The organism is Paenarthrobacter sp. NPDC092416, from assembly GCF_044755025.1.
Classification (GTDB): Bacteria; Actinomycetota; Actinomycetes; order Actinomycetales; family Micrococcaceae; genus Arthrobacter.
In genome coordinates, this window is sequence record NZ_JBIVQG010000018.1 from 1 (window position 1) to 19,530 (window position 19,530).

Below are 19,530 nucleotides of genomic sequence, written 5' to 3' on the forward strand. Positions count from 1 at the left end.
GCCGTCATCATGATGCTCCCACCCATCATCGTCTTCGCCGCCCTCAACAAATACTTCAGCGTCGGCGGCATCGGCGGATCCCTCGCAGGCCGCTAGTACACAACGGAAAGTCCACCGGTACGAGCGCCGTTTTCTCTTTTGAGGGGGCGGTGCACGTCCGCGCAAACACTCAGGGGAAGCTTCCATGCACGTGCCTCCCGGGCATATTTACAACGGAGTAGTAATGATCCACACGCAAACAAGGACAGATCTTCAATCATCCGAAGAGGGTGCACCTGAAAGAAACATCAGGCTTACCGGCCAACAGGTTGGAAAGTGGTTCATCGCCAAATACATCGCGGCGCTGATTGGTATCTACCTGGCTTTGGTCACTCCAGCCTCCGTGACCATCGCCCTGCGGGTCGGGCAAATCGATCCCGAGGGCAAAGCGGGGTCCTTTGCCCTGGTTTCCGCAGTCGGTGCGGGTGCCGCGTTGATATCCAACCCCATCTTCGGAGCCTTGAGTGATCGTTCGACATCACGCTGGGGACAGCGCCGCCCGTTCCTCATCGTGGGGTTCGCCTGCGGTGCGCTGGCGCTCCTGGCGATCGGCTTCGCCCCCTCCATTCTGTGGGTTGCTGTCGGTTGGGCCGCTGCGCAGTGCGCGTTCAATGCAGCACTGGCGGCCATCATGTCTGTTCTCCCGGAGCGGGTTCCGGTAGCCCTGCGCGGCCGGGTTTCCGGGTTCATGGGCATGACCGGACAGATGGGAGTTGTGGGCGGAACCTTCCTCATCCAATTGGTCGGTACGTCCGGCGCCTCCATGTTCATCTGGCCCACTGTTGTGGGTGCCCTCATGGTCCTTCCCTTCGCACTTACCCTTCGCGAGGTCCCGAAAGCCCGGGTAGAGCGCGTCAAGGAAACAGCGCGCACGGTGCTTAGTTCCTTCTGGATCAACCCTCTGAAACACCCCGACTTTGGTTTTGCTTGGTTCGGCCGGTTTTTTGCCTGGATTGCCCTCTACCTGCTGACTACCTATAAGACGTATTTCCTCATCGACCACTTGGGGTACACCACAGCCACAGTTGCCCCAGTACTGACGCTTGCCATGTTCGTGCTTGCCCTGGCCATCGCGGTCTCGAGTATCGGCGGCGGCTGGCTGTCTGACCGTATTGGTCGCAGGAAACCTTTTGTCATTGCAGCGTCCCTGTTGTTCGTGATCGCTATGGTGATCGTCGCGATGTCTACCACCGTGGAGATGTTCCTGATCGGAATGGTCATTGCCGGGTTGGGCAATGGCCTCTATCTCGGTGTCGATTTGGCGCTTATTGCGGAGGTCCTCCCGGACAGCGGAACCGCAGCGGGCAAGGGGATGGGAGTATTCAATCTCTCCAGCACCATCCCCCAAACTGTTGCCCCGGTACTGGCGCCTGCGCTGCTGCTCATCAACGCTGACGGTACAAGTGGCAACTACACATCCCTCTACCTCATAGCCGCGGGACTCGCATTTGCAGGGGCAGTTCTCATCCAATTTATTCGAGGAACCCGATGACCGACGTAATCCCTCAAACAGCCATGGCCCGCAGCGACCCGTCATCAGCGGGCGTCTCCCACGCTCTAGCCGCAGCCCTGACCACGGGCGCGAACTACTGGACCACCCAGGAAGTCCCGGACATCGGACTGCGCTCTCTGCGGTTTGCGGACGGTCCGCACGGCCTGCGCGTCCAGGACGACGAGAACCCCGATCATCTCGGGCTGGAACGAAGTGCCCCCGCCACATGTTTTCCACCGGCCGTTACCCTAGCCTCATCTTGGGACCCCGCACTGGTTGAGACCATCGGCGCGGCCCTGGGACACGAGGCGAGAGTCGCCGGCGTTGATGTGGTCCTCGGTCCCGGACTGAATATCAAGCGCAGCCCATTGTGCGGCAGGAACTTTGAGTACTACTCCGAAGACCCGCTCCTGGCCGGCGGCCTTGCAGCTGCCGCAGTGCGGGGCCTCCAAAGCCAGAACGTGGCTGCCTGCTTGAAGCACTTCGCCGTAAACAACCAGGAAACCGACCGTCTTCGGATCAGTGCTGAGGTGGATGAACGTACACTTCGCGAGATTTACCTCAGGGCATTCCAAGTCGCCCTGCGTGAGTCCCAACCCTGGTCAATGATGAGCTCGTACAACCGCATCAACGGGGTTTATGCCTCGGAGAATCGCTGGCTGCTCACGGACCTGCTGCGCGGAGAGTGGGGCTATGACGGGGTTGTGGTGTCCGACTGGGGCGCCGTGCACGATCCTGTTGCCGCCGTCAACGCCGGGTTGGAGCTCCGCATGCCGGGCAGACCGGAAGACACACGTGTCAGCGGCGCTCTGAAGAACGGCCGGATCCCGCCGGTCGTGCTTGAGCGAAGTGCGGAACGGCTCCTTCGCCTCGCCGCCCGGACCACGCAAGACAGCCCAGCCCTGGCACTTGACCACGATGCGCATCACGAGCTTGTACGGCATGCTGCTGCTGAGTCCGCTGTCTTGCTGACCAACGACGGAGCACTGCCGTTGGACGTGTCAATGCCGCGGCGGGTGGCGATCATCGGCGAACTCGCCCGTACGCCTAGATATCAGGGTGCCGGCAGTTCGCGGGTGAACGCTTCGCGCGTGGTGTCGGCACTCGACGCGCTGACGGGCCGATTGGAGTCCGGCGGCTGGGTGGTCGATTTCGTGCCTGGATATCACGTGGATGCCGGCGCTGAATCAGCCGAATTGGTCGAGGAGGCTGTTAACGCGGCCCGCGGCGCCGATGTGGTTCTATTGTTCCTTGGGTTGCCCGGCGCCTACGAATCCGAGGGCGTTGATCGTTCGTCGATCGATCTCCCGGAAGATCAGCTGGAACTTCTCCGCAACCTTGGCCCGGTGGACGTTCCCAAGATTGCCAGCCTCAGCAACGGCGCAGTGATCACCACGGCGGCCTGGCGCTCGTCAGTCAATGCGATCGTGGAATTTTGGCTGACCGGTCAAGCTCACGGGGACAGCATTGCGGATGTCCTCTTGGGAGATGCCGAGCCCGGTGGACGTCTGGCCGAGACCATTCCGGTGCGCCTTGAAGACACTGCGTCCTTCCTTTCCTTCCCGGGGGAGGCGGGGAGAGTTGTCTATGGCGAGGGGATTCACGTGGGCTATCGCTATCACGATGCGAGGGACACCGTCGTGGATTATCCGTTTGGGCATGGACTTTCCTACACCACGTTCAGTTATTCAGACCTTGCTGTCAGTGTCCGCCCGCTCGAAGATGCCATCGCCTTTGAGGTGGAGGTGCTGGTCACCAACACTGGTATCCGTTCCGGCTCCGAGGTAGTACAGGTTTATGTGACGGATCATTCCTGTGGTGTGCAGACTCCGCCTCGCGAGCTGAGGGGCTGGAGGAAAATCAAGCTCGACGGCGGCGCTTCCGACGTCGTTCGGATCCCCGTCCGCAGGGCCGATTTGGAGCACTGGCACAGTGGCGTAGGAGGCTGGGCCTACGAGGGCGGACTGGCTACGGTTCACATCGGTTCATCGTCAAGGGACCTCAAATTGGCCGCGGACGTTGCCGTGCCGGGCAAAGCGATTGTGGTTCCGCTCAATCAGTGGTCCACGTTTGGGGACTTCATGGATCACGCCGTCATCGGGCCGCAGCTCAGGGCATTGGCCGAGAGCCGCGGCGGCTTCCGAGGCAGGATCGGTGACCTTCTTGGCGAGGAAGCAGGCCGTGCCAACGTTCTGGCTATGCCCCTTGCGACCATCGTTGAGTTCCCGGGCATCCCTCTGGAACCAGGGGATCTCCAGGATTTCATCAGCCGGCAGAACCAGTAGTTCCGCCTGCGGTATCGAATCAAGGAAAGGGATCCATCATAAGTGGCGTGGGATACAGAACGAACAAAAACCCAATTGCTGGACGCCGCCGTTTCGGAGTTCAGCGCCAAGGGACTGGCCGGGGCCCGCATGGATCACATCGCAAAGGCAGCCGGCGTCAGCAAGGAGCGCATCTACCAATACTTTGGCAACAAGGATGCGCTCTACGGTGCGGTGATAACGGCTGAATTGAACCGATTCTTCATGGGCCTCAGTATCGAGGGCAGCGGCGTAGCGGCAGTGGGCGAGTTCGCGGGTCGCCTGTTTGACTTCCATGCAGCGGAGCCCAGCACAGCCAGGCTTTTGTTCTGGGTAGGCCTGGAAGAGGGGGTGCCGGCAGTTCGCGAAGCCATTTGCAGGGAACAAACACCCCGACTCATCAGGGAGATGCGCCGGGCGCTCCCGGGTATTCGTGATCATGACGCCACTGACTTGCTTGTCACCATCCTGACTCTGTGCTGTGCGGGGGTTGTCTTGTCGCAGGTGGATCTATTGATGGCCGGGGCAGGGTCTGGACGTACTGACCGTCGCAGGAAAGCCATCGTGCTGGTCGCCACGCTTGCAGCGGAAGATCTGGCCACGAAAATGGCTGGGCAGCATGAATAAGGCGGGCTCGACGGTCGCCCGTGACGGGTGGGCACTGGTTGTTGGGTTGTCCGGAGTGGCCGGGCGCCAGGTCGAGGACCTCACGTACATCCGGTTCCGAGTGGGAGCCGGGCAATATGGACAGATATGTCAATTAAGCCTTGAGGCTCCATATGTCATGTCATGTTGTGACTGACTGCAGGTTCCCGCCGCCAGGGTAACTAGAGTATGGCTGCTTCAGCTTCCGTAGTCAGCAGATCGCCACGTTGCTTGTATTTGCGACTGGTGATGTACAGGCCGATGCATAGGACGAGGCACAGGGCTGCGGAGACTGCGTAGAGTCCAAAGACTGCGGTCGGCCCGCTGGCGGCGAAGATGGTGCCGCCGAGAGCTGGGCCGAGGAAGGACCCGATGAAGGCCATGGCGTTGGTCAGGCCGAGGATGGTTCCGCGGGAGTGTGCTGCCACGGATCCTGATGCGGTGGCGTTGATGAGGTTCTGGGTGGAGTGGCCGCCGATGCCCATGAGGGCGACGAAAAGCAGAGCCATGGGAAGTGATCTCGGTCCGGCCAGAACGCCGATGAGCCCGGTCAGGGTCAGTGTCGCGCAGATGATGGTGACCCTGGCGGATCCGAACCGGTCTGCTGCGCCGGCGGCGATGAATGAGCCGAAAACTGCTGCACCGGTGAGGGAGAAGACGAAGAGCAGGGCCGTAGTGAGGTCGAAACCGAGTCCCTTCATTGCTTCGGCGAGCCAGACGTTCAAGCCTAGCCAGGTAACCATGTTGGTTACGGCGCTCAGTGCGACGAAAAGAACCAGGATTGAGCCGCCGCTTTCGAACAGCGCGGTGAATTTCTGGGACGGGGTCAGGTGGGCTGCGTGGACTTCTTCGGGTTCGCTGATCCGGCAGGAGAGGATGACGACGAGAACGATCAGGGTCATTGCGGCACCGGCGAGGAACATTGGGCGCCATCCCCAGACGGGCATGGCAAACATGCCAAGGAGTGCGGCGAGTGTTCCGCCGAGGGGCACTCCGGCCATCGTGACCGTGATGACCAGGCTGGCCCTGCCGTGAGGGGCGTGGTTGCGGGCCAGCGTCATGGCGGTAGTGATGGCTCCGCCGACGCCGATGCCGGTGATGAACCGGGCGAGTCCGAGGAGTTCGGGGTTGGGGGCCATGGATGCCATTACGGCGCCGATGGCGAAAACGGCGGCGGCGGCGGCCATGACTTTGTGGCGGCCGAAGCGGTCAGCGAGGCTGGTTCCGAGCAGCACTCCGGTCAGTGCGCCGAGATAGACGATGCCGCCGACTGTGCCGGTGGTCTGTTCGTCGATGCCAAGGCCTGGATCCTGGAGCAAGAGGGGGACGACGGCCCCGAAGACGATGAGGTTGTAGCCTTCCATGACCGTGACGAGCATGCAGAGGACGACGACGGCGGTGTTGGAAAGGTATGGCCGGGCGGAGCGGCCGGTTTGGGGCTGCCCGGTTGCTGGAGTTGTCATGGTGGGGTCCTTGAATAGGAAGGGGCGGCACGTCGTTGTGCCTTGGAGGGTTAGCGTGTGATCACCCGGTGCTCCGACCAAATAAGTGCGGCTGCAACGGGGGTGAAGCTGCCGGCGTAGTGACCGAGCGCTTCACAGACGGGAGCCGTGGGATCTGCCACGGACCATCGTTGGTAGATGGCGTTGTATTCGATGCCGTTCGTACCCGGCTCGATCGTCAGGTTGCTGACCAGGTGGCGGGTGCGCGACGGGTTTGGAAACACAGTGGCGAAGAACGCGGCGATCTCGCGGCGTCCCTGCAGTGGGGGGTTGTTTTTGAAGTGCAGTTCGGCGTTGGCGAGCAGCGTTGCGGCTGTTTCCGGGTCCTGGTTGTCTATGGCCCGGGTGTAGCGGGCCAGGCATTCTTCGATGGTGTAGCGGATCTCCGGCAGCGCCGGGGCGCTGCCGGAAGCAAGGGGTGTGGTCACAGTGCGGCAGCGCTGAGATGGGAAGTCTTCATGGCCTCGATGGGTGCGCCCAGATCCGAGAGGAAGTCGCGGACCAGCGTCTGAAGACCATCAACCCCGGCGACGCCGTAGATGTAGAAGTCGGGGCGGACGAGCACGGCATCGGCGCCGAGGGCATCGAACCACTGGCCGTAGGCTCCGGTAGCGTCCACTGCTGTCGTATCCGAGGGCTCCTGGCCAAACTCGATGATCTGGAATCCGAGGCCGGTCAGTCCGCTGGCGGCATCTGAAGGCAGGTGGGCGCGGACGTCGGCGTTTTTGAGCAGCAGTGTTCCGGAGGGAACGAAGACGTCATCGAAGAGCGCCTGTCCGGCCCCGGCCTGGACGGGGGCCTGGATAGAGAGCGTGCCACCGCCGGCGTCGGCACGGTGCAGGCCTTCACCGAGTTTGGGCAGCGGGCGGGGAGGAATCGAGGCGCCGTCGGCGATGTCCTTTGCCATCGCTGCGTCCCGCGTGGCAACGGCGCCGGGATCGGTCAGGCAGATGACTTCTCCGAGCTGCATGGAACGGTCGATGAAGTGGCGGACATGTTCGGAGCGTTCGGGGCCGTAGCTGTCCAGCAGCGAATCGGGTGCGAGGTCCCGCAGGATCAGGTCGAGCTTCCAGTCGAGGTTGGCTACATCGCGCAGGCCCGAGCACATACCTTGCCCGGCGAAGGGTGGCATCAGGTGGGCGGAGTCTCCGGCCAGGAGAAGGCGGCCGCGGCGCCACTGGTCGCACCAGCGTGCCTGGAAGGTGTAGACGGTGTGGCGTTCCATTTTGGCGGTCTCGGGGGTGACGCCCCAAGGCTTCAGGAGTTCCCAGGCCCGGCTTTCGGTGTTCAGTTCGTCCTTGGTCTCGTGTTCGAGGCGCATGAATTCAAAGCGTCGGCGCCCGGGGCCGCCCGGGACGACGGTGGTGGGCCGGTCGGGGTCGCAGAATTGGGACGCGGGAGGGCTGATCTGCAGCGGAGTCACGGGGATGAGGTCCACGACGAGCCAGTCGTGGAAGTATCCAAGGTCGGTCATCGGTGTGCCGATCCAGTCCCTGACCTTGCTGTTGGCGCCGTCGGCGCCGATGACGTACCGCGCGTTGAGTTCGCGGCGTTCGTCGGCGGCGTTGCGGATCTGCAGCAGGACCCCGTCTTCAGTTTCGGTGTGGGTGATGGCTTCCCATCCGCGCAGGATGGTCGCCGAGGGGAGAGAGATGACCTTGGCGTCGAGGAAGTTTTCCATTCCTGGCTGGTAGAAAAAGTTGCTGACATTCCAGCCGGAGGGACCGGCTCCGCGCCAGTCCAGGTGCAGGAGTGTCTCGTGGTTGGCGTTGCGCCATTCGTAGAAGTCGTCGTAGGGCTCTACAATCTCGGCCATGATGTTCGGCCCGGCTCCCACAGACTGGAAGATGCGGCCGATTTCATCGTCGAAGTGTACGGCCCGGGGGAGCGGGTAGACCTTTTCCTGTCGTTCGATCACGGCCACGCGGTGACCGCGGCGGCCCAGTTGCAGGGCGAGCAGTCGCCCGACCGGTCCGTAGCCGACGATGACTACGTCGAAGTCCCCGTCGTGGGCTGCTGTAGTTTGGGCGTCCCTGCCCGGTGAATGGCTCATGATTGTTTGCTCTCTGTTTCCTTTGCTGTTCCCTGGAGGAAAAGCTAGCTGTCCGCCCAGCGGACACTTGTACGTTGTTCTGAGTCGATGGTGACAGAAGGCGAAGAGGCGTGTCAAGAGTCACGCGGTGAGGGCTGAGTATATTGGGTCGGGCCTTAGGGCTTCAGGGACTTTACCGGCCGGGACTGCCAGCGCGCCCAGTCCTTCCCGACGGCCGCGGCCGCATCCTGCAGCAAGGGCAGGTACTCGGAGGTCAGCTTTTGCAGGCTCGTTTCCTGGGCCTGGACGGTAATGTTCATCGACGCGCGAACCGCATTTTCTCCGTCGCGAACTCCCACGGAGATGGAGCGGACACCCGGGGCCAGTTCCTCGTCCGCCAGCGCCCACCCCTGACGGCGGACGTCTGCAAGAATCTGTACGATGCGTTTCTCATCCAGCTGGCTTGGTGCCGGCACGCTTGACCGGGAAGGCTGAGACAGGACCCGCAGGGCGTCCTGAGGGGCGAGGGCGGCCAGGAGGATTTTCCCCTGGGAGGTCAGCATCGCCGGGAACCTTGTCCCGACGTCAACCCTGAGTGCGATCAGTTTGGGCACGGCGACCCGGGCGACATAAATGATGTCGGAGCCATCGAGCTGAGCCATGGAGGAGGACTCGCCGGTCTTCCCCACGAGATCTTCCAGATGGGGCCGGGCCATGTCCCAGAGCCCGAGCGCCCCGATGTAGGCCATTCCGAGCTCCAAGACCTTGGGCGTCAGAGTGAAGACGCCATTGGTTGCTCTGACATAGCCGAGCTCTTCCAAGGTGAGAAGGATTCTTCTGGCCGTGGGGCGTGCCAGGTCCGCGGCCTGTGCCACCTGGCTCAGGCTCATGTGCGGCTGTTCCGGTGAAAAGCAGCGCAGGACATCCAGGCCGCGCGCCAATGCCTCTATGAAGTCTGGACCCGTTCCCCGTTGCGCCATCGCGCGCCTCCTTTTGCTTTTGGTGAGCCTTGACACATCCTTGCCAAAAGCTCATTCTATAAATATCTCACATCTTCGGACGGTTGTCCGCTAGGCGGACAATGAGTTGAAGCCGAAAGGAACCACTATGATCAGCCACTCCCATCCGGAGGCCGCCAAGGCCCGGACGGCCCGCCCCCTTGACGGGATCGTCATCGCCGACTTTTCCCGTGTGCTGGCCGGGCCGTATGCCACCATGCTCCTGGCTGACATGGGCGCCGAAGTCATCAAAGTCGAAAGCCCAGGCGGGGATGACACGCGCTCGTGGGTGCCCCCGGTCCGCCCCGACGGAGTGTCGACCTACTACTCGGCCATCAACCGCAACAAAAAGTCCGTCGTGCTGAACCTGAAGGACAAGGACGACCTCGCCGCGGCCAAGGAGCTCGCCGCCCGCGCCGACGTCGTCATCGAAAATTTCAAGCCCGGCGGACTGAAGCGGTTCGGACTGGACTACCGCTCGGTCAGGGAACGCAACGAGGCCGTCATTTACTGCTCCATCAGCGGATTCGGCACGGCCGAAGGCGCCGACCTTCCCGGTTATGACCTGATCGTCCAGGCTATGTCCGGGCTCATGAGCCTCACCGGTGACCCCAATGGTGAACCCTACCGCGCCGGCATCAGCGTCTTCGACGTCATGGCAGGGCTGCATTCGACCATCGGCATCCTCGCCGCCCTGCACCACCGCGACCGCACCGGCGAGGGGCAAAATATAGAGACGAGCCTCATGGCCTCGGCCATGAGCGGGCTCGTCAATCAAACCGCCGCCTATGTTGCCGGCGGCGTCACGCCCTTCAGGATGGGCAACGCCCACCCGAGCCTGTTCCCCTACGAAGCATTGCCGACCAAGGACGATGACCTGATCATCACCGCCGGGAACAACGCCCAATTCCGTAAGCTCTGCGCCGTACTGGACGTGCCCGAACTCGCCGACGATGAACGGTTCGCTGACAACGGCGACCGTACCCGGCTCCGCGAAGAACTCCGCCCCCTGCTGGTGGAACGGCTGAAGACCCGGACCGCCGAAGAATGGTTCGGGAAGCTGAACAAAGCCGGCGTTCCCAACGGACCCATCAACACCATCAAACAAGGCGTTGAATACGCCCAGAAACTCGGGCTGCAGCCCGTCGTCCAGGTCGGCACCGGCGCCAAAACCGTCCCGGGCGTGCGCAACCCCATTACGTTCTCTGCCACCCCGGCACGGTACGATCTGGCACCGCCGGAGCTGGGTGAACACACCGACGAAATCCGTGCCTGGCTTGCCGCCGCCTCCGTCCCGACCGCCTCAACCCCTGGAGAATCATGATTCCCACCCTCGAGCAGGAAAAGCTGCAATTCCCGACTTCACTGGGAACATCCACCGCCACAGAAATCCGCCTTTTGGGCCAGGACCTCGCCGCGGACCTGATGGGCAAAGTCAGCTTCGGCGAACTCTCCTTCTGGCTCGTCGCCATGCGCCGCCCTACCACCGGCGAGTTGCGTGTCTTTGAATCCGTGCTGGTCGCACTGGCCGACCACGGTTTCACGCCCACAGCCATCGCCGCCCGGCTCACCTACCTCAGCGCCCCCGATTCCCTCCAGGGAGCCATGGCCGCCGGCCTGCTCGGCGGCGGCTCCAGGTTCCTAGGCGTCACCGAAGACTGCGGCCAGTTCCTCGCCACGACCCTCGCAGCCCACAAGGGGAACCTCCCGGACACCGATGCGGGATGGGATGACCTCGCACTGGGTGCCATCACCGCCCAGCGGGCTGTCGGCAAATTCGTCCCCGGACTGGGCCACCCGAACCACAAGGACGGCGACCCCCGGACGCCGGTGCTGATCAGCATCGCCGAGGAGGAAGGCCTGCGCGGGCCACACCTGCGCCTGTTCGAAGCCATCGGCCGGATGAGCGAAAAGGCCCTTGGACGCAAATTGCCGCTCAACGGCGCTGGCGTTTGCGGTGCCGCCCTGGCCGACCTCGGCCTGCCACCCGAACTGCTCCGAGGTTTCGCCCTCCTCGCCCGCGCCGCCGGGTTGCTCGGGCAGATAGCCGAGGAACGGCGCAACCCCACAGCTAACGAGATCTACATGGCAGTGGACCGGAACGCCGTCTACGTCGACCCGCAGTCACCCGCAGTCATGGAAGACAACTAAAACCAACAAGGCCCGCACGGCCCGCAGCCGAACCCGGCGGCTCCCGGAGCACGCCGGCCGAAATCAAAGGAGATGCAATGGCTGAACTGACAGCCGTACTGGCCAGCACCCACCACCCTTTCTACCTCAAGGCCACCACCGCGCCCCCGGAAGAACGGATGCCGCAGGCTGACGAGTGGAAACGCAAAGTCGAGGCCTACCGGGAAACGCTCACCGCAGCGGAACCGGACATCCTGGTCATGGTCGGCGCCGACCATTTCCACCAGTTCTTCCTGGACAACTACCCGACGTTCATGATCGGCAAACAGGAAAAATACGACGCCACCTTCTACAACGAGGAGCGCGAATTCGGCATCCCGAAGTACGTCCTGGACGGGGATGTCGACTTCTCCAATTTCATGCACCAGGGCCTGATGGACCACGGCTTCGACTTCTCGTTCAGCCACGAACTGAAAATCGACCACTCCATCATCTGCCCGATCATCACCGTCCGCCCGGACGCTGACCTGCCGGTGATACCCATCTACACCAATATCTTCGCCCCGCCGCTGCCCTCCCCCAAACGGTTCTGGGACCTCGGGCGCGCCATCCGCCAGGTGATCGATGAATACCCGACGGAGAAGAAGGTCGCAGCCATCGGAACAGGGCACCTGTCTCTGGAACTCGGTGGACCCCGACAGTTCGGCGAGCACGGGCCAGACCCAGAATTTGACCGTCAGGCCATCGAATGGCTCTCCACCGGCAATATTGAGGCCATCTTGGAGAACGTGACCCATGAATCCATGTCCGGCTCCGGCAACGCCACACACGGATTCATGGACCTGATCCTGATGATGGGCATCGCCGGACCCGAAAACGCCGACTACGTGGACCAGCTGGATCTGTACCACACTAGGGAAATGTTCATGACCTGGTACCCGAACAAGAACGAAAAGCAGGCCGCCGCAGCCGAGCAGTCCGCCGCCGTGTCCGGTGGCACCGCCGGTCCTGTCACTGCCAAAGAAGGTGTCACAGCGTGAGCAAGTACTACGTCAACAAGTTCCTGTACACCGTGGACCGGGACCCCAGCTGGGTCGCCCGATACAAGGAAGACGCCGCCACCGCCCTTGCCGACTGGGAGAAAGAGGTCGGCATTTGGCTCAATGACGTCGAGAAAACGTCATGGGTGTCCTTCACCGACCAGGAACGCCAGGCACTGATTAACTACGACTACGTCTGGCTGTTCGAAAACGGTGCGCACTTCTTCCTTTCGCTGACACTCTTTATCGCTGTCTTTGAAGAGGACTACACCAAAGAGCACGGTCCCCTGTCTTTCCAGAAGGAATTCGCCAGGAAACTGGACCACTGGCTGGGCAAGGACTACCCGTCCGTGGCCCTCTAAGGAACGGGCGGATGCCGCCCCGGACCGTCTCTGTCATCAAGGGAATGGGTGTGCCGCTCCGGCGGACCAAAGTCGACACCGACCAGCATTCCGGCGGTCTATTTGATATGGATCACTCGGACAGGCTTTGAAGATGGGCCCTTCGCCGCCTGGCGAAGGGCCCGAAGTAAGACGTGACGATGCGAGCCTGGCGCGTCATTGACCGTTACTGCAGCCTTATCCTGCGCTTCAACCCGCCCTCCGGCCGTACGCGCCAGTTCGACGGAGGTCCGCGTTCCAACTACTACTTCGATGAGGCGGTAACCGGGTTGAAGAAGTCCGGTCCAGGAAGTTTGTGAACGGCCCGGAAGCGAAGGGCCAGCAAAATCTGCTCACCCCGGGGCTGTGCGAAAGAAATGGCATTCCCACTGAACGAATTGCAGAAGGGCGCCTGCCAGCGGGATGTTAGCGCCCAAAGGGACCGTTTGATCCCCGCATTTCAGGAATCCATCTCCGCCTGCAAGGGCTCAGCAGCGCTCGCTAACCTGACGTAGGGTGAATCGCTAGACACGCTCCAGGAGCATCGCTGTGCCCTGGCCTACACCGACGCACAAAGTGGCAAGGCCGATGCGCGCGTCTTCGCGCTCCATTCTGCCCAGCAATGTAATGTCAATCCTGGAACCGCGGGAACCCGGCGGGTCGCCCAACGCGATAGCTACGTCGTCGTTGTTATCAGTCTCGGGATCGATGCCTAGTCGCGGTATGCAAGCAAAAGATTATGGGGCAAACTCCTCATTAAGTTCCACCGCTCCGATTGGCCGACTCTCAAGACGACGAGATGCCAAGTCACTGGATTACATGGACGGATTGACAGTCGCGCACATATCGTTTAGCTCGTCTTCATCCAGTTGATGAGGCCGTCGCTCGTCTTGGACTCAATGATTCCCTCGTAAGTCCGAGCGTTGTCTCCATGGTGTAACAGGACGTCGCCTCAAGCGTTTCTCTCCCTCGCGAAGAGGCGCTTCGTCTGCGGGGTCGCGCTGCTGCGGCTCTAACACCGAACCTTCTTTTCGCTGCTGGTATGCGCAGTGCATCGGCATACGGAATGGGACGGCATTTCTTAGGTATTTCGTGCTGCTTACGACAAGGTTATGTCACGATGAGGCAACATCGACGATGAACTGAGGGGCGACGATGTTAGCAATGAGTTGATCCCGGGCAATCAGTAGGCGGCCCCTGGAGCTCCCGGGCGGGGAGGTGTCCAGGTCCATGCAGGTTTGCCGGTGCCTCGATTCAGGGTCTTGGAGTTCCAAGGCTGCTGAGCTAAGTCCTGGCTGTAGGCCGCTTGATACCGTGTGCGACCAGAGAGTCTACGATGACGTGTCCTGCAGACTTCAGCGCGGCTCTTTGGGTGCAGTGGCCGCTGGTGATGACACTGCCACGCCTGTCATGACTGGATAGTCCGTGAGTTGAGGTTGCCGGCTGCAGCCTGCGCAGGGTAACCGGCCAGCTCAATCTCGCTAGCGAGCGCATATTCTGTCTTGCAGGAGAGCTTCATTGTTTCTTTTCCTTGTCTTTTTTGGCGTTGAGTAACCTTGCAGGGCTGCCCGACGCGGAAGGCCGGCTCCCGGATTTCGGTCAGGATGGATTCAGTCCCCTAGCGGGCTGGCCACGCATCAGGAGACGTCGGCACAGTCAGGCCGGTTCGGCCTGGACACTCACCCGGTGACGCTCGCCGCGACGGCAGTAGTGCAGGCTGGGGCGTCCAATCAACGAATCTCAGGTGACGTTTAGCGGAGGGAGGGCCGGATTCACCGGCCCAGATCTTGGTATTGCAATGGCTGGAGGGCGCCGCAATTGTCCGTCAGGGTCAGTTCAAGTCGTTCGGCTTCGGGGTAGCGCGACACAGGATTCTCGCCGCCCCATATCTGTACCGTCTGCTCTGGGCCCCATTGTGGCCATCCCGGGTTTCCGGTTGCGGCGAAGCGGGTCCACGCAGTGCGCATCCTGACGCCGGATTCGATAACGGAGGCAGTTGGTTCCGGGATCAGCGCTCCTAATCCGGTGTCAAGGGTATCGAAGGTCAAGGGCAGGTCGATGGCGTGCGGTGAGCCAATGCCCCCAACCGGGTCGATGCACAGTTCGTAGACGAAAACGTGTCCCCCGGCATCAGTGGCGGCGATTGCAGCCTCCATTGTTGGGGCAAGGAACAGGTAGTCGGTGATGACTTTTTCGTATACCTCCCCGGGTTCTGCCTGCGGCATGATGGCGCGGTAGCTGTCGGCGTCTCCGTTGGGTGCGAAGATGTGCAGAGCGGTATCCGCTTCATCGCTTGAGATGTTAAACCGCTTCTGTTGGGCGGTGAAGATACGGTATTCATCGCGGGTGTGACCTGTGATCAGCGGGATATCACGGGCGGCGCCACCACGAAGCGCCGTCCAGGGGTCCTCGGGCAAGGTGTCCCCATCCACGATCGGCCCAAAGGGCGAGGGAGAGTGGGCAAGAGGTCCCCAATGGTCTGCGCGTTCTCCCATAGTGCTCATAACAAGCCGCGTTGCGTCTGCCAGCGCTTGAGGACTCAACTTCTTTAGGAAGCTCGAATCTGCTGTTCCTTCTATGCCAGCTGCGGTGGCAATGGCCTGGGTGACCGAGTGCGCGAGCGGTTGGGTGAGGAACATGCGCGGAATACTTTGGGCGATGGCACGGTGGAACAGGCCGCGGGCGCATGGCATGGCGAGCATGGCCAGGACACAGCCGGCTCCTGAGGATTCTCCGAAGATCGTGACTTTTTGCGGATCACCGCCGAAGCCGGCAATGTTGTCCCGCACCCATTCCAAGGCCGCGATCTGGTCGAGAATCCCGCGGTTTGAGACGGTGTCCTCGATCTGTCCGAAGCCGTCCACGCCCATCCGGTAGTTCACGGTGACCAGGACGACGCCTTCACGGACCAGTGACGTTCCGTTGTAGGCCTTTTCTGATCCTGCACCTGCGAGGTAAGCTCCGCCGTGGAGCCACACCATGACCGGCAACGGTTCTGGCGTTGGAGTTGGGGCCCACACGTTTAGGGTCAGACAGTCTGGTGCGGGATCAGTCGACGGCGCGATATCCGAGCCTGGCAGCTGCAAACCTTGGGGTGCCGGGGGCCCGTAGGAGCAGGCATCACGAACAGTGTTCCATGGGGTACGTGGCTGGGGCGGTGCAAAGCGGTGCTGGCCCCAAGGTGGCGCGGCGTAGGGGATGCCAAGCCAACTGCGGACGCCGTTATTTTCACGGCCTTGGACTGGACCTAGTTGAGTTGGAACTGGGTTGAGCATGGCATCTCTTTCATGATTTCGTTGACTTGGATAAGGGCCTGCGAAGCGGCGACAAGGTCTGACTACTGGGGTTCGTGCCTACCTCGTGGTGTCGGCACTGGGAGAAAGAGTTGTGGTTGGCATCAAGGCTTGCCGACTAAACCCTGTCACGGAGGGCCCGGTCCCTGCTGTACCCAGCGGCTACGACGAGAATCAGGATCCCGTAGATAATCGTCTGATCTGAACTGGAAAACCCCACCCCAATGAGAATGGTCGATAGTACCGTTAGAAGCAACGCGCCGATGAAGGTATGCCAATAGTCTCCCCGGGCGCCAAAGGCAGTGCCTCCGACTATTACTGCCGTCAGGCTCTGGAACAGGTAGGGGTCACCCATTGTGAGATCCGCGCTTCCGCTGAAGCCTGCAAGGAGGGCGCCTACGACGGCGGCAGAAAGGGCGCTGAGGGAGAATGCTGACACCCAGATTCTGCGGGTGGGGACAAGGGCTAATTCTGCTGCTCGGATACTCGATCCTGTCGCGTAAAGAGATTTCCCGAACTTTGTGTGCCGCAGAATAAACCCGACGCCTACTGCAAGTAGGCACCAGAGCACCACAGCAGGGGGTATTTTGAGACCAAAGGTTGTGCCGACGGGGGATACGAAATTTGAAAGAAAGGCGGGTGCGGAGCCTGGCTGCTTTCCGCCGATCCAAATAAGGGTCGCCCCGGTCACTACTGTTCCAACTCCCAGAGTGACAATTAGTGGTTGGACGCGATATTTGTGGGAAATATAGCCACTGATTCCGCCGACCACAAGCGATACGATAACTATGAATGCCGCAATGGCGAGGAAGGGCCAGTCATAGGTACCGTATAGTTCGGATGTTAACATTGCGCTCAGCACAATGAACGCTGGCACTGAAAGGTCAAGGCCCCCCAAAAGAACGACAAGAGTTTGTCCCAGTGCTGCAAGTCCAAGAAAACTTGCGATTATCAACATGGAGTAGACGCTGTTCAAGCGGGTAAACCCGGGTATGAGCGAAGCACCCAGGATTATCAGCGTCGCGAGCATAACGAGTTGCAGCATCGGCACGCGGCCGTTGCCCCGGGTAAGAATGTCACGGATCCTTCCGGATTTCGCCCGTGAAGTGTCCGTTGATACGGCGTTGGTGGGGGAGCTCATGCCACTTTTCCTTTGGTCTTGTTGGCCGTTGAGGTCCGGACTGTCACGATGATGGCTCCAATGAGCAGTGCTCCGTATGTTAGGTTCAGCCAGGGCGTTGGCACGCGCATGGCGGAGAGCAGTATCTGAAACAGGAAAATGGCCGCTGCCGCCGCGAGGGAACCTCCCATGCCGCCCCGGCCGCCGGTCATGGAAGTCCCGCCCAGCACGACGGCGGTGATTGCGATCAGCGTGTACTGCATGCCCACGGTACTGTCGCCCGAGCGTAGGATTCCCGTCAGCGCTATGCCTCCGATTCCCGCGAAGAGCCCACCTGTCGCGTATGCAACGACCCGCACGGCCGTGACATTTACGCCAGAGGTGAAGGCTGCGGTGTCGCTTCCTCCCACCGAGTAGAGGTTTGTCATCCAGGCCGTTTTGCCCAAGAGCGCCCAAAGCGCAAGAGGAGCAAGAATGAGGACCGCCGCGACGGGGACAGGGCCCCAGGAGCTGCTGACGGCGTCTGTCCAGTTGTCACCGGCCTGCATGGGAGAAGGGGCGAGCCGAATATTGATACCGATGAGGATCAACATGGCACAAAGGGTAGCGATGATGGGCTGATACCTGAGCACTGCGACCAGGACACCGTTAAGCGCCCCTATGCCAAGGCCGAGAACCAGCGCGGCAGTAACTCCCATAACTGGTCCGTCCAGCAATTGGCTTGGCAGGAGTAGAGTAACGATGACTATGTTGACTAGCGACATGACTGGGCCCACGGATATGTCTATGCCGCCGCCGCCTCCGAGTATCGCAGGTGTTGACGCCATGGCAGCCAATGCAAAGGGTGCGAATGCGGCAATGGTCTGCGGCATGTACTGGGGCGAGAAGGCAGCGGGATTGACGATGAGATTAGCTGCAAGCAGAGCTATTGTCAGCATCGCGGCAATGGCGTAGGGGCGTTGCCATAACCTCGATATTTTATTGGTCCTTGTCACTGGGAATCCTCATGTCCGAAGAAACTCGAAACCAGTTTCTCTCTGGTGGTCATCGTCCGATCAAGCTCTACGAAGACGTTATTTTCTCTGAAAACCAAAGTGCGATCTGCAATTTCCAGGATTTCATCCACTTCTGTGGAAAGAACAATGAATGACACTCCTTGCTGAGTCATTCGCCTCATGAGCGCGTAAATATCTCGTTTTGCACCGAGGTCAACTCCTCTGGTCGGGTCGTTGAGGAGAACTACGTCCGGCTGCGCAGCCAGCCATCGGGCAAGGACAACCTTTTGCTGGTTGCCTCCGCTGAGTGTTGTTATGGGGTCTCGGTCGCTGCTCATTTTGATCTTCAGCGTCTCTTTGAAGGCTTTCAATCGTGTTAAGGACCGAGACGGCTTCACTACACCAAACTGCACGTCCTGCGACAGTGTTGCTATAGAGAAGTTGTCTCCAATGGATTGATTGGGAAAGATACCCTCCGTCCGGCGGTCGCGAGGAACGTAAACAATGGAAGCCCTCACGGCATCTGCGGGCGAAGTGATCTTTTGGGCCTGATTCTTGGTGTAAGCGACGACGGCGCCGGCCACAGGTTCCAAGGCCCATAGGGCCCTGAGGAAGTGGTCCTGGCCGTGGCCTTCGAGCCCCGCCAGGGCGACGACCTCGCCCTTCCTCAAATGGAAATTGATGCCTTTTGACTCTGCCGACAGTTTGAGTTCCTGCGTCTCCAGCTGGACTTTGTCATCCAGTCTTGACGTTCGTACGTCAACCGATTCTTCGGTCTGGGAAAATGTTTTTCCGGTCATCGAACTGACAAGGACTTCAGGGGTTGCTTCGCCGCGGGTGAAGTGGCCGACTGTTCTGCCCGACCTCAGCACTGTGACCCGGTCAGCAATCGCCATTACTTCGTCCATACGATGAGAAATGAAGATGATGCTGGTGCCTTCGCCGGTTAGCTGGCTGCAGGTCTTGAAAAGTCGATCCCGAGTGGCGATATCAAGTGCCGATGTCGACTCGTCGAGAATGAGTATCCTCGGTTTCTTGACGAGGGCGCGGGCAATGCAACACGCCTGCTGATCGGACAACGACAGGGATTCGGTGTGCTGGTCAAGGTCCAACTGTCGGCCCAAGAGTGCCTTGAGCACCTTGTCTGCAATTTGACGCTTCTCAGCCTTTCGAAGCCTGTTTCTGAACATTCCGTCGTAACCGACCCATATGTTGTCCAATATGGTTTGGTTTTCAATGATGGGTACTTCCTGAAACACTGCGACGATACCTGCGCTTATCCCGTCCACCGGGTTGGAGAATGGGCGCAGCCGTCGGCCGTCCATTGAGAGTGTTCCCTCGTCGAGATTTTGAACTCCGGTCAAAATCTTCACGAGCGTGCTTTTCCCCGAGCCGTTTTCGCCCATGACGGCGAGGATTTCGCCGGGAAATAGTTCCATGTCGCAAGCCGTGAGGGCGCGGGTATGGCCGTACGACTTGGCTACCTTCTCAACGCGCAGTACCGGGGTCACCGACGTCGCTGGCGTGTTGTCCTCTCTCGCCGGCTGCAAACCCATGCTGC

16 protein-coding genes and 2 pseudogenes are annotated in these 19,530 nt (G+C 60.8%); 9 read left to right on the forward strand and 9 right to left on the reverse strand.

Features of this window, described 5'->3' with window-relative positions; genetic code table 11:
* From ACIQC5_RS21945 to ACIQC5_RS21960, 4 genes and pseudogenes are all read left to right on the forward strand, one after another.
* A pseudogene (locus tag ACIQC5_RS21945) lies at positions 1–96 on the forward strand (carbohydrate ABC transporter permease); the annotation flags it as partial.
* A gap of 127 nt (positions 97–223) precedes the next feature.
* Positions 224–1,531 (forward strand): MFS transporter, encoded by a 1,308-nt coding sequence (locus tag ACIQC5_RS21950; RefSeq protein WP_400287214.1) that lies wholly within the window; start codon positions 224–226, stop codon positions 1,529–1,531.
* A complete protein-coding gene (locus tag ACIQC5_RS21955) occupies positions 1,528–3,816 on the forward strand; it encodes a beta-glucosidase (RefSeq protein WP_400287215.1) in 2,289 nt (762 codons plus the stop codon). Before ACIQC5_RS21950 ends, ACIQC5_RS21955 begins: the two co-directional genes overlap by 4 nt.
* Before the next feature lie 42 nt (positions 3,817–3,858).
* A complete protein-coding gene (locus ACIQC5_RS21960; RefSeq protein WP_400287216.1) occupies positions 3,859–4,461 on the forward strand; it encodes a TetR/AcrR family transcriptional regulator in 603 nt (200 codons plus the stop codon).
* A gap of 200 nt (positions 4,462–4,661) precedes the next feature.
* On the opposite strand, the gene ACIQC5_RS21965 is transcribed toward ACIQC5_RS21960, so the two are convergent.
* The 4 genes from ACIQC5_RS21965 to ACIQC5_RS21980 form a co-directional block, all read right to left on the reverse strand.
* Positions 4,662–5,942 (reverse strand): MFS transporter, encoded by a 1,281-nt coding sequence (locus ACIQC5_RS21965; protein ID WP_400287217.1) that lies wholly within the window; start codon positions 5,940–5,942, stop codon positions 4,662–4,664.
* Positions 5,943–5,992: 50 nt separating this feature from the next.
* Complete coding sequence (locus tag ACIQC5_RS21970; RefSeq protein WP_400287218.1) at positions 5,993–6,409, reverse strand: nuclear transport factor 2 family protein; 417 nt, start codon at positions 6,407–6,409, stop codon at positions 5,993–5,995.
* Complete coding sequence (locus ACIQC5_RS21975) at positions 6,406–8,034, reverse strand: bifunctional 3-(3-hydroxy-phenyl)propionate/3-hydroxycinnamic acid hydroxylase (protein WP_400287219.1); 1,629 nt, start codon at positions 8,032–8,034, stop codon at positions 6,406–6,408. The genes ACIQC5_RS21970 and ACIQC5_RS21975 overlap by 4 nt, the downstream gene beginning before the upstream one ends.
* Before the next feature lie 155 nt (positions 8,035–8,189).
* Positions 8,190–8,993 (reverse strand): IclR family transcriptional regulator C-terminal domain-containing protein, encoded by an 804-nt coding sequence (locus ACIQC5_RS21980; RefSeq protein ID WP_400287220.1) that lies wholly within the window; start codon positions 8,991–8,993, stop codon positions 8,190–8,192.
* A gap of 127 nt (positions 8,994–9,120) precedes the next feature.
* On the opposite strand from ACIQC5_RS21980, the gene ACIQC5_RS21985 reads away from it, so the two are divergent.
* The 5 genes from ACIQC5_RS21985 (at position 9,121) to ACIQC5_RS22005 (ending at position 12,881) form a co-directional block, all read left to right on the forward strand.
* Positions 9,121–10,335 (forward strand): CaiB/BaiF CoA transferase family protein, encoded by a 1,215-nt coding sequence (locus ACIQC5_RS21985; RefSeq protein ID WP_400287221.1) that lies wholly within the window; start codon positions 9,121–9,123, stop codon positions 10,333–10,335.
* Positions 10,332–11,162 (forward strand): citryl-CoA lyase, encoded by an 831-nt coding sequence (locus ACIQC5_RS21990; protein WP_400287222.1) that lies wholly within the window; start codon positions 10,332–10,334, stop codon positions 11,160–11,162. The genes ACIQC5_RS21985 and ACIQC5_RS21990 overlap by 4 nt, the downstream gene beginning before the upstream one ends.
* Before the next feature lie 77 nt (positions 11,163–11,239).
* Positions 11,240–12,181 (forward strand): hypothetical protein, encoded by a 942-nt coding sequence (locus tag ACIQC5_RS21995; RefSeq protein WP_400287223.1) that lies wholly within the window; start codon positions 11,240–11,242, stop codon positions 12,179–12,181.
* Positions 12,178–12,543 (forward strand): hypothetical protein, encoded by a 366-nt coding sequence (locus tag ACIQC5_RS22000; RefSeq protein WP_326336226.1) that lies wholly within the window; start codon positions 12,178–12,180, stop codon positions 12,541–12,543. The genes ACIQC5_RS21995 and ACIQC5_RS22000 overlap by 4 nt, the downstream gene beginning before the upstream one ends.
* Before the next feature lie 173 nt (positions 12,544–12,716).
* Entirely contained in the window at positions 12,717–12,881 is a 165-nt protein-coding gene (locus tag ACIQC5_RS22005) for a hypothetical protein (protein WP_400287224.1), read from the forward strand.
* A 204-nt stretch (positions 12,882–13,085) separates the two neighbouring features.
* Here the strand turns inward: ACIQC5_RS22005 and ACIQC5_RS22010 are convergent.
* The 5 genes and pseudogenes from ACIQC5_RS22010 to ACIQC5_RS22030 form a co-directional block, all read right to left on the reverse strand.
* Positions 13,086–13,337, reverse strand: a pseudogene (locus ACIQC5_RS22010) (3-oxoadipyl-CoA thiolase); the annotation flags it as partial.
* A 996-nt stretch (positions 13,338–14,333) separates the two neighbouring features.
* Positions 14,334–15,836, reverse strand: coding sequence for a carboxylesterase/lipase family protein (locus tag ACIQC5_RS22015; RefSeq protein ID WP_400287225.1), 1,503 nt, complete (start codon positions 15,834–15,836; stop codon positions 14,334–14,336).
* A 136-nt stretch (positions 15,837–15,972) separates the two neighbouring features.
* Positions 15,973–16,995 (reverse strand): ABC transporter permease, encoded by a 1,023-nt coding sequence (locus tag ACIQC5_RS22020; protein WP_400287226.1) that lies wholly within the window; start codon positions 16,993–16,995, stop codon positions 15,973–15,975.
* Positions 16,992–17,969 carry an ABC transporter permease gene (locus tag ACIQC5_RS22025; protein ID WP_400287227.1) on the reverse strand — a complete coding sequence of 326 codons (978 nt, stop codon included), beginning with the start codon at positions 17,967–17,969 and terminating at the stop codon, positions 16,992–16,994. Before ACIQC5_RS22025 ends, ACIQC5_RS22020 begins: the two co-directional genes overlap by 4 nt.
* Positions 17,966–19,525, reverse strand: a complete 1,560-nt coding sequence (locus tag ACIQC5_RS22030) for a sugar ABC transporter ATP-binding protein (RefSeq protein ID WP_400287228.1) — start codon at positions 19,523–19,525, stop codon at positions 17,966–17,968. Before ACIQC5_RS22030 ends, ACIQC5_RS22025 begins: the two co-directional genes overlap by 4 nt.
* Positions 19,526–19,530 lie beyond the last annotated feature (5 nt).